This window comes from Chryseobacterium endophyticum, assembly GCF_056333165.1.
The window spans coordinates 164,338-178,564 of record NZ_JBWGXE010000003.1 but is presented as its reverse complement, the minus strand read 5'-3'; the positions used below and the strand labels follow the sequence as shown (position 1 = coordinate 178,564).

Genomic DNA, 14,227 nt, shown 5'->3' with positions numbered 1-14,227 from the left:
TTATTATGATGAATGCAAACATGCAAACGATTAATCCGAAAATAGCTGTTGAATATTTAAAGTTTTTTTACCCGCCCCTTCGACCTGAAATCACTCAACTTTCTGTACAGGATAATTTTGCAGGAATTATTCAGGCAACGATCAATTACCTTAAAAATCTTCTTCTGGAATCTAAAATAAATATCATCGCCCACCATATCAAGCTGATGGAGTCGATCTACAGAAACGGAAATTCTTATGTAAGAGAGATGATTGAAAATCTTTTTGTAAGATCATTCGAAAGTTTCAAGAAACTCACCAAAATAAATCACTGGAAAAGGCTTTATCAGTATATGCCTGTAAGCTTCCAGGAAATCTATGACCATCAGAGAACCCAGGATAAAATATTTTTCGGCAAATAAATGAGTTTAAACATAACGGGCGAAACCTTTGGTTTCGCCCGTTATGTTTAATTTTTCTTCGTAAAAACTTTTTGTATGGTCTGAAGCTCACGGTCATTCATCCGCGAAGACTTTTTGAGCTTTGCAGCGAAAAGATTTACTTCTTCCGCCGTTGACGGGCAACCCAGATTTTCATTTTTATCGTTAAAAGAATCTGCAAGAACTTCACCTTTAGGGTTCAGAACAAGCCAGAACGGAAGTCCCGCGTCTTTTCCTTTGTATTTGTCCATCAGTTCTTCACCTCCCGGATTTTCAAGTTTCTTTTTATCACCCATTTCCTGAACATCTACGTAAGCCGTGACAAATTTTTTATCAAAAATAGGTTTGGTTTCGGGAAGGTTCATATTCTTTTCCATGACATGGCACCACTTGCACCATGAAGCATGAAAAACGAGAAGTACATTCTTATTCTTCGATTTTGCTTCTGTAAGTGCATTTTTAAGCACAACATCTGCTTTCTCCTGTGCAAAGTTCAACTGAAATGCGAGCAGTCCTGCCAATAAAAATATTTTAAAAAGCTTCATTATCTGTTTTATTTAAATTTTTACGAATGTAAACATTTTCTCATTGCCTTTAAATATCTGACATGAAATTTAATTGAATTCAGATTTAAAGTAATCCTAAAAATTGGAAGTAATGTATCCTAACAATTCCCGGTATCTTTCCTTACGCCAAGCTTATTCAGGAGCATGTACATCAGGCACCAGCCGGTAATAGAGTGTATCCACATATTTATTCCGACGAAGCCTGTGAGCCAGAACCATTTTGGATTCATAAAAATTCCAAGGAGCAGGCTTCCTAAAATGAAAGTTCCTGCCAGGGCGTGTACTATTCTTGTCTGCATTATTTTTAAATTAAATTATTATCGTTCGGTATTTGTTTTTTGTTCTGAAACAAGATTCTGCTCCCATTTTTTTGTTGTGCTGCCTTCAATCCTGCCTGAGCCATTTCATAACGCGCTCTCATATCATCCCGCTCTTTCCGGGAGGCACTTTGGGAGTGATAAAGATTCCAGAATCTTTCGTAATCTTTTTTGGCCATATTATAGCCGGCCTGTGCCTGAGAAATCTGCGCATTGGCCTGTCCGCCCTTTGCCTGAATATCCGAAGCATTGATGCTCACCAAAAGCTGCCCTGCCTGTACATTCTGGCCAACTTCCGCGTTCATTTATATAATGTAGCCCATCATCCGGGTAGAGACATTGACGGAATTCCTGGCTACCAGTTTTCCGCTTGCAGTGGCTGATGAACCTTCCGGACCTGCGGTGGTATTGCTTACCGTCACTAAAATGGCCGCATCTGTATTCTGTGCAGATTTTTTCTCTTCCGAGCAGCTTCCCACCAGCGGAATATAATTGATGTACGAATTGATATCTAAAATAACCGTCCCGGCCGGAAACAGTTTAAGGTTTTCATTGGAGGCAATTTCTTTTTTGAATTCAGGGTCGGATATTCTGTTGATATTCATTCTCAAATATAAATATAATTACCCATATTTTTTCCAAGTTTAAATAATGCTTTAGCTTACAGACCTTCTCTACAAAAGATCAGAATTATAAAAACCGGCTGCAAAATACAGGCTCAAAGATATCACCTGCAGCGCTCCACTCTGATACCCTCAAAAAAAAAACCTCAGACTTTCCGGCTTTCCCATAAAAAAAGACCGCCCTTTCGGATCCCCTCTCAATATCTTTTTGTCAACACCGCTTACATCGGGCGGTCAACGACCCTTGCGCCGGGCGGTCAACATAGCCTTGACCGTACTGTCAATACACCCTTGACCGGGCGGTCAACGAGGGACTGACAATACAGCATTCTTTGCTATATGATAGGTACCGTTCTTAATTGGATAGCACTTAGCCCCGCAAGTGAAGGTCACTTAGCCTCCTAAGGGTGTCCCGCTTAGGCAGCTAAGTGGAACACCCTCAGGTAAGAGAATAAATGATTTTTTAACAGCTGCCCTTTACAGCGCATCATTATGACTGAAAGGGTGAACATTTCACCCCTTTGTTTTCCCGTTTCGGCATTTTATGTATTTCATTGGATTTAATATTTTACGTTCTTTGTATTAATGATAAAGAACGAGAGAAAAATATATATTTACAGTGCGCTACTGATTACTTTGGTTGTAAATTCAGCAAAGCTGATGGCACTTAATACCGATGGCATCATTGCCCGTTACTGGCAGTTTAATATCTGGGAATACGGCTTCCAGTTTCTTTACAATATGGCGTTCTGTATGGTCCTGCTACATCTTAATCTTTCAGAAGGAAAATTTTTAAGTGTATACAGGGAAAACAAACAATGGGTAAAGTTATATCTATTGAATGCTTTGCTGATCATGGCTGCCATTATGGTAGGAAGCCTTCTTCACACCCTTCTTTTTGGAGCTTTATCATTTCCAAGAATCAGGATCAGGGGCTATTTTGCCAGGTTTTTACTCAGCAGTGTAATGGTTGCGGTAATGATCCGCCTTATTCTTCTGATGAGGGAAAGCAAAAATAAGGACCTCATCAACGAACAGCTGCGTACCGCATATCTCCAGGCCCAGCTGAAACTTCTCCGGGAGCAGCTTAATCCACATTTTCTCTTTAATACCCTCAGCAGCCTTTCTGCCATTGTGAGGGAAGACCCCAATCTTGCCCAAAGCTACATCCTGCATTTGTCGAAAGTTTTCAGGTATACGCTGATGCATTCAGGAAACGATATGGTAACGGTGGATAAAGAGCTCCTGCATCTTGAATCTTATGTTCAACTGGTCAAAATGCGGCTGGAAAATACGTTTCAGATTCATATTGATATTAAAAAAAATACTTTAGATAAGAAAATTCTTTACTTATCGCTTCAGCCATTGGTGGAAAACGCTATTAAACATAATATGGCTACAGATTCACATCCTTTAACCGTTACCATTGTTGAGGAAAACGGTAAAATGATCGTCCGGAATAATCTTCAGCCCATTACCAGCGAGGCAGAAAGTACCGGACTTGGCCTGACCAACCTGAACGAAAGATACCTTCTGAAAACACAGCATGAGATAGAAATTCATCAGACTGCAGAATATTTTATGGTAAAACTCCCGTTATTATGATCCCGAATCTCCGCATTATACTGATAGAAGATGAAGCGGCAACCGCAAGACATCTTGAATATATCCTTAAAGAAATTAATCCCGGTATTGAGGTTGTGATAACGCTGCAAAGCATTTCTGATTCCGTAACCTGGTTCGCAGGTAACGCTCATCATGATTATGACCTGATCTTTTCTGACATAAGATTGTCGGACGGGTTGTCATTTGAAATTTTTAAACACATCCATCTCCAAAAACCGGTTGTTTTTGTTACGGCCTATAATGATTATGCGATAGAAGCTTTCCGGAACAACGGTATAGATTATGTTTTAAAACCTTTTGACCGGGAAGAAATCCAAAGAACGCTAACGAAATACCACACCCTGATTGCCACGGGTATTAAAATGGAACAGACTAAAACTGAAGCTTTGCTGCAACAGCTGGAATCTGCAACGAAACGTTACAAAAAATCTTTCCTGATTCATCACGCCGGAAGACTTATTCCTGTAGAAGCCGCTAAGATCTGCTGGTTTTATACGGCAAATGAAGTGGTATATGCCCGAACCACCGCCGGGCAACAGTATATCGTAGAATTCACCCTCGAACAGCTGGAACGGGACCTGGATCCGGAACTGTTTTTCAGGGCAAACCGCCAGTTTATCATTAACCGGAACGCAATAGATACCGTGGAATATTTTTTCAACGGAAGGCTTTTAATCAAAATATCTCCTTCACCGGAAGAAGAGGTAATCGTGAGCAAGGCCAAAGCCATGATGTTCAGAAAATGGCTGGATCAATAATCAACTTCACCACCGGATTTGGGCGGTTCACCCTTTTTTATTTTAACTGAAACTATGGCTATGGCTACATTTGTTTTATCAAAACTAAAAACTTCTGAAATGATTCTAAAAACAGGAAAACAAATTTCTTTTGTGGCAGCAGCTGTGATGACTATGGCATTTACCAATCTTACAGCACAGTCAAAAAGCCTGAAAGACAGCACGCCCGAACAACGGGCAAAGATGCAGACCGAATGGATGAAAACCAAGCTGGCATTGAATTCTTCACAAACCCGGCAGGTATACGACCTCAACCTCCAATATGCTAAAAAAAATGATCCCATTCTCCAAAGCAATGAAGGCAAAATGGCTAAGTTTAAAAAACTGAAAGCCATACAGCAGGAAAAATCCTCCGTCCTGAGTAAAATTCTGACTGACGAACAGTTTAAAAAATATCAGGAAATGAAAGACCAGATGATACAAAACTTTAAAAATAAAAGAAAATGAAAAAAGTATTATATCCATGGGTAATAATTGTATTCATTACCGCTTCGGCATGCTCTCAGACCAGCAATGCTGACAATGAAGAAGCGTTAACGGCAGCAAGCTCAGAAACGAGCCGCAGTGGCCCTATTCAAAAACCGGCCACCGGGTACGGCTCGGATGGCAGCTATGAAGTGGCGGAAATCGATTTTGACAATCCACAGTATGAGGGTACGCAGGTCTCGATTTTCTATCCGCAGGGGATTACTTCTCCCAGACCTACCATATTCTTTTCACATCCCTACGGTGGTGAGGAAAAATCTTACAATATCGAATTGTACAACTTTATTGCAAAGAAAGGGTACGTGGTTGTATTTGTACCTTACCGCACCATAGATGTAAGTGTGGATCATCGCTACCAGACCCTTTGGGAAGGATTTGTAAAGGCTGCTGCCGATTATCCCGACATCATCGATACTCAAAAAGTAGGTTTTATGGGACATTCATTTGGTGGTGGTGCCAGCATAGATCTTGCCTACAAAGCATTCACCGAAAAAGGATGGGGACAGAACGCGAGGTTTCTTTTTACCATGGCTCCATGGTATGCTTTTAACTGGGACAGCCCGCTGACCACCCAACAGCAATTGCAGAGTTTTCCTGCCAACACAAAAATGATAACCCAGGTGTATGATGAAGACGATGTGAACGATCACCGCATGGCCATCGATATTTTTAAGAACATTAATATTCCCAACAGCGAAAAGGATTTTATTTATTTTAAATCATCCACCGTGAACGGATACCATTATGTAACCGATCATGCGATGCCCAGCTCCCGTCAGGTTCTCGATGCCCTGGACTATTATGGAGTGTACCGTCTTTTAGATGCCATGATGGATTATAGCTTTAACGGAAATGCCAGTGCAAAAAATGTAGCTTTAGGTAATGGTTCGGCAGCTCAGGTTACCATGCTTTCCTTTAACGGGCAGTCCATGGCTCCACTTGAAGTGACGGATAATCCTGTCCCTAAATATCTGCAAATTAAATATCAGTTTCGTTGTGGCAACAGCACCAACCCACGAACAGCTTATTGCAATTGAGAAAACTTTAATCGTTAAAATAACCGATAATACAGAAAGTTTATTGAACATGGTTTCAATAAACTTTTTTTATCTCCGAAAATTCAATAGTTGGTTTATTTAAATGAAGAGTTTAATGTGATATTTTTCTGCAAAAACCAAAATACGGTAAGGCATTATTAACAAAGACTTACTTAAATCTATAATAATAGGGCGATGACTTTCCATCTTTCTTAACAATTGTTTTTAGTGACGATCGTATACCAGTAAAACAACTACATCCATAGAACTTTTTTACTAAATCATAACATACCAGCGTTCTTTTTATCTTTCGGTCAACCGCTAAAATTCTTTTAATAAAATCCTAATTATTTTGAACATATTATATATAAAAAAGGGATTGCCCAAAATTAGGCAATCCCTTATCATCATTATTTATTACAATGATTTAAAATAGCATGAAAATTATTTCTTAATGAATTTAAAGGTTTGCACGCCATTCTCTGTAAACACCTGAATCAGATACATTCCCTGAGGCAGAGCATGAACATCGATGCTTCTTTCTCCTGGCTGCAGTTTCTTCTCAGTTACTTTTCTTCCGTCAGCCGCAATAATTACAGCTTTGGTGATAACTTCCTGTCCACTGAAGTTCAAAATATCTCTTACAGGATTAGGATAAATCTGAAGTTGAGATTTTGATTTTGTATTATCTACAACACCCAGTGTATCATTAAGTGCCAATACGGCAAGAGAAACTGTAGATTCACATGTTCCGGTGGTCTGTGTAGCATAATAAGTGGTATTGTTTACCAAAACTGTGCTAAGTGGCAGACTGTTTATATGGTTTGCTGCATCCGAAGCCGAAGCATACCACTTGATATTCGAACCTGTTACGACTAAGGCACTCAGTGTGCTTCCCGTAGTGAAACTCTGGGTCGCAGCTCCTGTAGGAGCAGGTACCGATGCCGATTGTGTAAGAGTAAATGTTCTGGTTATTGTACAGGCATTAGCATCCGTAACGGTTACCGTATAAGTTCCCGCTGCAAGACCTGTAGCTGTAGCAGCTGTACCTCCTGATGGAGACCATGAATAGGTATAAGGAGCTGTTCCGCCTGAAACATTGATCGTTGCTATTCCCGTAGATCCGCCATTACATGCGATATTCGTCTGGGAAGTAGTTGCACTAAGAGCTGTAGGCTGCGTTACCGTTCTGCTTACAGTCGCTGTACATCCGTTGGCATCGGTAATGATTACCGTGTACGTTCCGGCTGCTAAACCAGTTCTGTCTTCTGTGGTAACTCCACCACCCCAGTTGAAAGTGTAAGGAGCTGTTCCGCCCGCTGGTGTCAAATTGATTGCTCCGTTAGAAGCACCATTACAAGCTACGTTTGTTACTACCGTTGTGCCGCTTACTGCGCTGGCAGGCTGCGTTACGGTGGCGTTTACAGTCGCTGTACATCCGTTGGCATCGGTAATGGTTACCGTGTACGTTCCGGCTGCTAATCCTGTTCTGTCTTCTGTGGTAATTCCACCACCCCAGTTGAAGGTATAAGGAGCCGTTCCACCGGCTGGTGTAAGGTTGATTGCTCCGTTAGAAGCACCATTACAAGCTACATTCGTTACTACTGTTGTTCCGCTTACTGCACTGGCAGGTCGCGTTACTGTGGCGTTAACAGTTGCCGTACATCCGTTGGCATCAGTAATGATTACCGTATATGTTCCGGCTGCTAACCCGGTTCTGTCTTCTGTGGTAATTCCACCACCCCAGTTGAAGGTGTAAGGAGCTGTTCCACCGGCTGGTGTAAGGTTGATTGCTCCGTTTGAAGCACCATTACATGCTACGTTTGTTACTACCGTTGTACCGCTTACGGCGCTGGCAGGTTGTGTTACGGTTGCATTTACAGTGGCTGTACATCCGTTGGCATCGGTAATGATTACCGTGTACGTTCCGGCTGCTAACCCTGTTCTGTCTTCTGTGGTAATTCCACCACCCCAGTTGAAGGTGTAAGGAGCCGTTCCGCCCGCTGGTGTAAGGTTGATTGCTCCATTAGAAGCACCATTACATGCTACGTTTGTTACTACCGTTGTTCCGCTTACGGCGCTGACAGGCTGCGTTACGGTGGCGTTTACAGTCGCTGTACATCCGTTGGCATCGGTAATGATTACCGTATACGTTCCGGCTGCTAAACCAGTTCTGTCTTCCGTGGTAACTCCACCACCCCAGTTGAAGGTATAAGGAGCTGTTCCGCCCGCTGGTGTCAAATTGATTGCTCCGTTAGAAGCACCATTACAAGCTACGTTTGTTACTACCGTTGTGCCGCTTACTGCGCTGGCAGGCTGCGTTACGGTGGTGTTTACAGTCGCTGTACATCCGTTGGCATCGGTAATGATTACCGTATACGTTCCGGCTGCTAACCCTGTTCTGTCTTCCGTGGTAACTCCACCACCCCAGTTGAAGGTATAAGGAGCTGTTCCGCCCGCTGGTGTAAGGTTGATTGCTCCATTAGAAGCACCATTACATGCTACGTTTGTTACTACCGTTGTTCCGCTTACGGCGCTGACAGGTTGGGTAATTGTGAATGTTCTGGTCGCGATACAGTTGTTAGCGTCTGTTACCGTTACCGTGTAAGTTCCGGCTGCTAACCCTGTAGCCGTTGCTGCCGTTCCGCCGATTGGTGCCCAGCTGTAAGTATAAGAACCTGCACCGCCCGAGGCTGTTACTGTAGCAGAACCATTGGAAGCACCGTTACAAGCCACATTGATTTGTGAACCTGTAGTCGAGATAGCCGTAGGTTGGGTAATCGTGAATGTTCTGGTCGCGATACAGTTGTTAGCGTCCGTTACCGTTACCGTGTAAGTTCCTGCTGCTAACCCTGTAGCCGTTGCTGCCGTTCCGCCGCTTGGTGCCCAGCTGTAAGTATAAGAGCCTGCACCGCCGGAGGCTGTTACTGTAGCAGAACCATTGGAGGCTCCATTACAAGCCACATTGATTTGTGAACCTGTAGTCGAGATGGCCGTAGGCTGGGTAATCGTGAATGTTCTGGTCGCGATACAGTTGTTAGCGTCCGTTACCGTTACCGTGTAAGTTCCTGCTGCTAACCCTGTAGCCGTTGCTGCTGTTCCGCCGCTTGGTGCCCAGCTGTAAGTATAAGAACCTGCACCGCCCGAGGCTGTTACTGTAGCAGAACCATTGGAGGCACCGTTACAAGCCACATTGATTTGTGAACCTGTAGTTGAGATAGCTGTAGGCTGGGTAATCGTGAATGTTCTGGTCGCGATACAGTTGTTAGCGTCCGTTACCGTTACCGTGTAAGTTCCTGCTGCTAACCCTGTAGCCGTTGCTGCCGTTCCGCCGCTTGGTGCCCAGCTGTAAGTATAAGAACCTGCACCGCCCGAGGCTGTTACTGTAGCAGAACCATTGGAGGCACCGTTACAAGCCACATTGATTTGTGAACCTGTAGTTGAGATAGCTGTAGGCTGGGTAATCGTGAATGTTCTGGTTAGTGTACAGGCATTAGCATCCGTAACGGTTACCGTATAAGTTCCCGCTGCAAGACCTGTAGCTGTAGCAGCTGTACCGCCTGACGGAGACCATGAATAGGTATAAGGAGCTGTTCCACCTGAAACATTGATCGTTGCTATCCCCGTAGATCCGCCATTACATGCGATATTCGTCTGGGAAGTAGTTGCACTAAGAGCTGTAGGCTGCGTTACCGTTCTGCTTACAGTCGCTGTACATCCGTTGGCATCGGTAATGATTACCGTGTACGTTCCGGCTGCTAACCCTGTTCTGTCTTCTGTGGTAACTCCACCACCCCAGTTGAAAGTGTAAGGAGCTGTTCCGCCCGCTGGTGTCAAATTGATTGCTCCGTTAGAAGCACCGTTACAAGCTACATTCGTTACTACCGTTGTGCCGCTTACTGCGCTGGCAGGCTGCGTTACGGTGGCGTTTACAGTCGCTGTACATCCGTTGGCATCGGTAATGATTACCGTGTACGTTCCGGCTGCTAACCCTGTTCTGTCTTCTGTGGTAACTCCACCACCCCAGTTGAAAGTGTAAGGAGCTGTTCCGCCCGCTGGTGTCAAATTGATTGCTCCGTTAGAAGCACCATTACAAGCTACGTTTGTTACTACCGTTGTGCCGCTTACTGCGCTGGCAGGCTGCGTTACGGTGGCGTTTACAGTCGCTGTACATCCGTTGGCATCGGTAATGATTACCGTATACGTTCCGGCTGCTAACCCTGTTCTGTCTTCCGTGGTAACTCCACCACCCCAGTTGAAGGTATAAGGAGCCGTTCCGCCCGCTGGTGTCAGATTGATTGCTCCGTTAGAAGCACCGTTACAAGCTACATTCGTTACTACCGTTGTGCCGCTTACTGCGCTGGCAGGCTGATTAATTGTAAATGTCCGTGTGGTTTGACATCCTGAATTATCAGTTACCGTTACCGTATAAGTTCCGGCAGAAAGACCTGTCGCCGTTGCAGCCGTACCGCCGAAAGGAGCCCATGAATACGTATAAGGCGCTACGCCACCTGAAGGTACAACCGTAGCGATACCATTGGAACCACCATTACAGGATATATCCGTTTTGCTGCCGGTTGTACTGATGCTAACAACTGTTAATGAAGCCGCAGTAGAGGTAGCAGATCCTGCACCGGTTGCCACAGCACGATACTGGTAACCGTTCATTGCTGAAGTAGCCCCTGTGATCGTTAAAGTGTTGGTGGTAACACCTGAATAAGGAGCCGTATTGGTTAAAGCAATAAACCCTGAGCCTGAATTCTGATACCATTGGTAAGAGCTAGCCCCTGAAGCAGCAATCGTAAAGGTAGTCGTTCCTCCCGAACAGATCGTTCTGTTTGCCGGATTTGCTGTGATGACAGGATTACTGGCCAGGAATGTACATCCTGAATACTGCGATCCTGCAGCCGTACTAAGTGTCCAGTTGGCGTTATTCATAACAGCTGTTCTTATATTGGCAACTGTCGATGTTGGTACTCCCGTACAATTAAACTTTCCAGATCTGGCCACTGTGACACCAGATACTGATCCCGTGTAAAATGCATTAGTTCCGCCTGTAAGACCAGGGGGCATTAACGAAGCATTTGGACTTCCGACCGCATCGCTATTCCACGCAGCGGTTGTAGAACCTGCTGTATAGAAGTAATTGATTCCGGCAATGCAGGTTACGTTAGCACCTGAAACACTACCGTTTCCTCCCTGGAAGGCAATGACCTGATCGCCTACAGATGATAGCACAAGACCGTTAGAAGAGGTACCGTCAGTAAGTGTCACGGTACCGTGAGGAGTGGATGTGCCTGTTGAAGGATTATAAATTGAGGCCGATAACGCCGAAATGTATACTTCGGTACCAGCCGGTAGAGCCGTGGCGGTCGTCCATGTAACAGCAGACTCTGTGGATCCGGCTGCCTGCCATGCAGTACCTCCCTGGTACCCCCTGTCGGTAAAACTTATTTGTGTTCCGCTTGAAATAGGCTGAAGCAGCACAAATGAGAATACATCCACCGAGGTAGAAGTAGAATCATAAGAGGTAAACGCGATCCCTCCGGGAGAGAGCGTTGTCTGTGCCTGGGCATACCCCAACAACGACGCTCCCGTTATGACGACTGTTTTCGCCAACGTTTTGAGTGTAGAATAAAAGTTTTTCATTTTAAATTATATTTAAGTTATAAATTGAGGAATTTCTCACCCTCCCTGAGCCCGAAAGCGGATAATTTATACCCGCTCATGAAGCCCTCTTCGGTGTAAACGATATCTAGTCTCAGATGTGAATTATGATTACATTGAACAATTAATCCATTTTCCTTATCCAAAAACAGAATGGTCCCTGGAAGTCCTGTGCTATGATTTATATGATGAACAGGGGTAGCTTCCAATATTCTGATATTCCATCCGTTCCATTGGGTATAAGCACCTTTATTCCATGGATTACATGCTCTTGCCAAGGCTTCAATGGATTCGGCATCATTTTTTTCCCAGGAAATGCAGACATCAGAAACGCCGGGCTTAGGATAGTACCGGGCTTTTTCTTCACTCTGTGCCGTTCCCTGGAAATTACTTTGCAAAAGGTCTAAAAGTTCATTTAAAAGATTAGCACCTAACCACGACAAATGAGTGCATAGTGCACCATGGGTCATCTCCTGAGTGACAGGAATAATTTTCTTAAGAATAACTGATCCTTTATCAATAAACTGATCAATGACATGAACGGTAATCCCCGATTGTCCTGAACGGCTCCTGATCGTTTCAAAAACCGGATCAGCCCCACGCATTTCAGGTAAAAGCCCGTAATGAAAGTTGTAAAATGTACCAGGATACAGCGTAAGAATTTCAGAAGAAATTTTCCATGGAAAAGTCATGGTAAAAATAGCATGGGCCGCGGTATTCATTATTTCTTTTATCCGATCGCTGCAGCTTTCCTTAGTCAATAAAAACAAAGGTATCCCGGACTGTTTTGAAAGCATGGTGCAAAAATCAATGACTTCCGGATTATTATCAGGAACTCCTAATGCACAAAGCCGGCCTGCAGCCTGTAAAGCCTGCAAAGCCGGAAATGCCATCCGGTTGTTACATAGAACTGCTATTTTAAATGCGTTTATCATGATTCTAAACAGGCATAAGCATTAAGCCACGTATTGGCTTCTACCGTTCTGATGTATTCAATATTCCGTTCCAGTGCTTCACGTTCCGTTTCCGTGACGGAAGCTGCATGAATATCTTTTAAAATACAATTTCCCGTTTCTTCATCTTTTGAAACGGTAGCATAATAAACTTCAGCCTCTGAAAATCCGTTTTCAGGATTCATATAAACTTTTCCGCGCGGTGAATGAATGGTCATTCCATCAAACACTGTATTTTCAAGCCCTACAAACTGTGCTGCTTCCCATCCCAACAAGGAAAACAGATTGGCCTTTCCATATTTAATTCCGTCCATTACACTTACAAAAGTTTCATTTTCAGGAATCTTCAAATTTCTGGACCAGGCGGCGGCTGCACTCCAGTCGTAACCAGGATACGGTATCTTTCCCAGCCAGGTTTCATCGGAAGTAAAGCCAGTTCCATAGACTTTATAATACCCGGAATTTTCGCTGCTTTCGGCAAAAAAATCCTCGGCCATATCACCACAAAAAGTTGCCAGCACCGCAGTGTCCTGTTCGTTTTCAAGAAACTCCGTAAGTGGTTTTAAGGTAAAATCAGAACGTTTCAGAGAAGTAATATGATTAAATACTACCGATCCTCCTTTTTCTTCAGCAGCAGCGGCATATACATACGAAGGACGGTACCCCGCATCATAAAAAGAACAGCTGAATGCAAAATTCCTGAATCCGTCTTCTATGGCTTTGTGTGTGACCACCCGTGTACAAAGACCGCCCTGAAGAGAGAGAAACCATGCATTTGAAAGTTTTTCGCTGAATCTGGGAAAATGATAACCGCTGTCCAGGACAATCAGTGTTTTTCCGGAAGCCTCAAAAAGAGGATGCACGAATTCTGCTGAAAAAGGATTCATATATCCGATGATGATCTCTGTTCCGGTCAGCAAAAACTGCTCGCACTGATCATAAATTTCTTCGTTTTTTGCAGCAACCCCGATTCCTGCTGAAATAATTTCATGGTATCCTTCCAATCCCATATTCTTGAGGGATTGTTTGAAACCATCCATAATATCGAACGAAATGGAGGGATAAATGACAGACCTGGGTAAAAGTAGAGCTATTTTCATGGTATTGTTAAGATCATTCTGCAGCAAAATTGTTTGCCACAGGCTGAGTAAATAAATGCTGATTAAGACCTTGAGGGAAAAATTCCGTAAGTACAGATGATGTAATTGATTCCGAGATAAGGCTGACGAATATTAATCGGCTGCCCCGCCCCTGCAACGCTTAACGTTAATGTATTATTGGGCAACGGTTTCATACTGCTGTCCGGCTGATCAGTAGAATATAAGCCATCGAGTGACGCAAGTGCACTCCCTGCCGGAGAACCGGTACTTCCGGGACTCGAAAATGTTTTTATTGAAGCGGCTTCTGATCCTGCACTGTGTGTGTGCGTCGGCATATGCTGTATGTCGCAGGTTACGGTTTCAGTACCTACCATCATTCCTAATTGGAATACTTTGGTTCCTACCCCTATTCCGGTCCCCATCGCGGTCCTTCCTGCCAAATTAGGCAGCATGAAGTTGGTGATCCCATCACCTCCGTACGTAGTCCCCAAAAGTGCAAAAAGTGCCTGATTGGTATTGACTGCCATTGCCTGCCCCTGACATAATGCCCAATATTGGGGAGCAAAATTTCCGGCAAACATTCTTATTTCTGACATGGTTCCTTCCATAGTAATTGTTTTTTCTATTAATAATTTT

The 14,227-nt window shown here is 43.8% G+C and carries 13 protein-coding genes; 5 read left to right on the top strand and 8 right to left on the bottom strand.

Translation table 11 applies throughout. The annotated features are described in order from the left end of the window. The first annotated feature begins 5 nt into the window (after positions 1 to 5). A complete protein-coding gene (locus AC0N32_RS08910) occupies positions 6 to 401 on the top strand; it encodes a DUF7674 family protein (protein ID WP_476393504.1) in 396 nt (131 codons plus the stop codon). Positions 402 to 448: 47 nt separating this feature from the next. Here AC0N32_RS08910 and AC0N32_RS08905 read toward each other — a convergent pair whose 3' ends face one another. The 4 genes from AC0N32_RS08905 to AC0N32_RS08890 all read right to left on the bottom strand — a co-directional run bounded on the left by AC0N32_RS08905 (position 449) and on the right by AC0N32_RS08890 (position 1,907). Continuing rightward, on the bottom strand, positions 449 to 964 hold the full coding sequence (locus AC0N32_RS08905) for a DUF255 domain-containing protein (protein WP_476393503.1): 516 nt from the start codon (positions 962 to 964) through the stop codon (positions 449 to 451). A 119-nt stretch (positions 965 to 1,083) separates the two neighbouring features. Next, positions 1,084 to 1,284, bottom strand: coding sequence for a YgaP family membrane protein (locus tag AC0N32_RS08900; RefSeq protein ID WP_476393502.1), 201 nt, complete (start codon positions 1,282 to 1,284; stop codon positions 1,084 to 1,086). 5 nt (positions 1,285 to 1,289) lie between these two features. After that, positions 1,290 to 1,607, bottom strand: a complete 318-nt coding sequence (locus AC0N32_RS08895; RefSeq protein WP_476393501.1) for a hypothetical protein — start codon at positions 1,605 to 1,607, stop codon at positions 1,290 to 1,292. Further along, entirely contained in the window at positions 1,608 to 1,907 is a 300-nt protein-coding gene (locus tag AC0N32_RS08890) for a hypothetical protein (RefSeq protein ID WP_476393500.1), read from the bottom strand. It lies immediately after the preceding gene. A 678-nt stretch (positions 1,908 to 2,585) separates the two neighbouring features. Here AC0N32_RS08890 and AC0N32_RS08885 point away from each other — a divergent pair. The 4 genes from AC0N32_RS08885 to AC0N32_RS08870 all read left to right on the top strand — a co-directional run bounded on the left by AC0N32_RS08885 (position 2,586) and on the right by AC0N32_RS08870 (position 5,871). After that, positions 2,586 to 3,530, top strand: coding sequence for a sensor histidine kinase (locus tag AC0N32_RS08885; protein WP_476393499.1), 945 nt, complete (start codon positions 2,586 to 2,588; stop codon positions 3,528 to 3,530). Beyond that, positions 3,527 to 4,309, top strand: coding sequence for a LytR/AlgR family response regulator transcription factor (locus tag AC0N32_RS08880; RefSeq protein WP_476393498.1), 783 nt, complete (start codon positions 3,527 to 3,529; stop codon positions 4,307 to 4,309). Before AC0N32_RS08885 ends, AC0N32_RS08880 begins: the two co-directional genes overlap by 4 nt. 99 nt (positions 4,310 to 4,408) lie before the next feature. Beyond that, a complete protein-coding gene (locus AC0N32_RS08875; RefSeq protein WP_476393497.1) occupies positions 4,409 to 4,795 on the top strand; it encodes a hypothetical protein in 387 nt (128 codons plus the stop codon). After that, a complete protein-coding gene (locus tag AC0N32_RS08870) occupies positions 4,792 to 5,871 on the top strand; it encodes an alpha/beta hydrolase (protein ID WP_476393496.1) in 1,080 nt (359 codons plus the stop codon). Before AC0N32_RS08875 ends, AC0N32_RS08870 begins: the two co-directional genes overlap by 4 nt. Positions 5,872 to 6,315: 444 nt before the next feature. Here the strand turns inward: AC0N32_RS08870 and AC0N32_RS08865 are convergent, their stop codons facing one another. The 4 genes from AC0N32_RS08865 to AC0N32_RS08850 all read right to left on the bottom strand — a co-directional run bounded on the left by AC0N32_RS08865 (position 6,316) and on the right by AC0N32_RS08850 (position 14,199). Continuing rightward, a complete protein-coding gene (locus AC0N32_RS08865; protein WP_476393495.1) occupies positions 6,316 to 11,520 on the bottom strand; it encodes a T9SS type A sorting domain-containing protein in 5,205 nt (1,734 codons plus the stop codon). A 17-nt stretch (positions 11,521 to 11,537) separates the two neighbouring features. Continuing rightward, positions 11,538 to 12,473, bottom strand: a complete 936-nt coding sequence (locus AC0N32_RS08860) for a formyltransferase family protein (RefSeq protein WP_476393494.1) — start codon at positions 12,471 to 12,473, stop codon at positions 11,538 to 11,540. Next, complete coding sequence (locus AC0N32_RS08855; protein ID WP_476393493.1) at positions 12,470 to 13,591, bottom strand: type 1 periplasmic-binding domain-containing protein; 1,122 nt, start codon at positions 13,589 to 13,591, stop codon at positions 12,470 to 12,472. The genes AC0N32_RS08860 and AC0N32_RS08855 overlap by 4 nt, the downstream gene beginning before the upstream one ends. A 62-nt stretch (positions 13,592 to 13,653) precedes the next feature. Beyond that, positions 13,654 to 14,199 carry a phage tail protein gene (locus AC0N32_RS08850; RefSeq protein WP_476393492.1) on the bottom strand — a complete coding sequence of 182 codons (546 nt, stop codon included), beginning with the start codon at positions 14,197 to 14,199 and terminating at the stop codon, positions 13,654 to 13,656. Between the last annotated feature and the right edge of the window lie 28 nt (positions 14,200 to 14,227).

What these genes read in the sequence shown, in the direction of transcription:
- AC0N32_RS08875 (WP_476393497.1), top strand. Translation starts at nt 4,409, where the DNA reads ATGATTCTAAAAACAGGAAAACAAATTTCTTTTGTGGCAGCAGCTGTG.
- AC0N32_RS08865 (WP_476393495.1), bottom strand. Translation starts at nt 11,520, where the DNA reads ATGAAAAACTTTTATTCTACACTCAAAACGTTGGCGAAAACAGTCGTC.
- AC0N32_RS08870 (WP_476393496.1), top strand. Translation starts at nt 4,792, where the DNA reads ATGAAAAAAGTATTATATCCATGGGTAATAATTGTATTCATTACCGCT.
- AC0N32_RS08890 (WP_476393500.1), bottom strand. Translation starts at nt 1,907, where the DNA reads ATGAATATCAACAGAATATCCGACCCTGAATTCAAAAAAGAAATTGCC.
- AC0N32_RS08910 (WP_476393504.1), top strand. Translation starts at nt 6, where the DNA reads ATGATGAATGCAAACATGCAAACGATTAATCCGAAAATAGCTGTTGAA.
- AC0N32_RS08860 (WP_476393494.1), bottom strand. Translation starts at nt 12,473, where the DNA reads ATGATAAACGCATTTAAAATAGCAGTTCTATGTAACAACCGGATGGCA.
- AC0N32_RS08855 (WP_476393493.1), bottom strand. Translation starts at nt 13,591, where the DNA reads ATGAAAATAGCTCTACTTTTACCCAGGTCTGTCATTTATCCCTCCATT.
- AC0N32_RS08880 (WP_476393498.1), top strand. Translation starts at nt 3,527, where the DNA reads ATGATCCCGAATCTCCGCATTATACTGATAGAAGATGAAGCGGCAACC.
- AC0N32_RS08850 (WP_476393492.1), bottom strand. Translation starts at nt 14,199, where the DNA reads ATGGAAGGAACCATGTCAGAAATAAGAATGTTTGCCGGAAATTTTGCT.
- AC0N32_RS08905 (WP_476393503.1), bottom strand. Translation starts at nt 964, where the DNA reads ATGAAGCTTTTTAAAATATTTTTATTGGCAGGACTGCTCGCATTTCAG.
- AC0N32_RS08895 (WP_476393501.1), bottom strand. Translation starts at nt 1,607, where the DNA reads ATGAACGCGGAAGTTGGCCAGAATGTACAGGCAGGGCAGCTTTTGGTG.
- AC0N32_RS08885 (WP_476393499.1), top strand. Translation starts at nt 2,586, where the DNA reads ATGGCACTTAATACCGATGGCATCATTGCCCGTTACTGGCAGTTTAAT.
- AC0N32_RS08900 (WP_476393502.1), bottom strand. Translation starts at nt 1,284, where the DNA reads ATGCAGACAAGAATAGTACACGCCCTGGCAGGAACTTTCATTTTAGGA.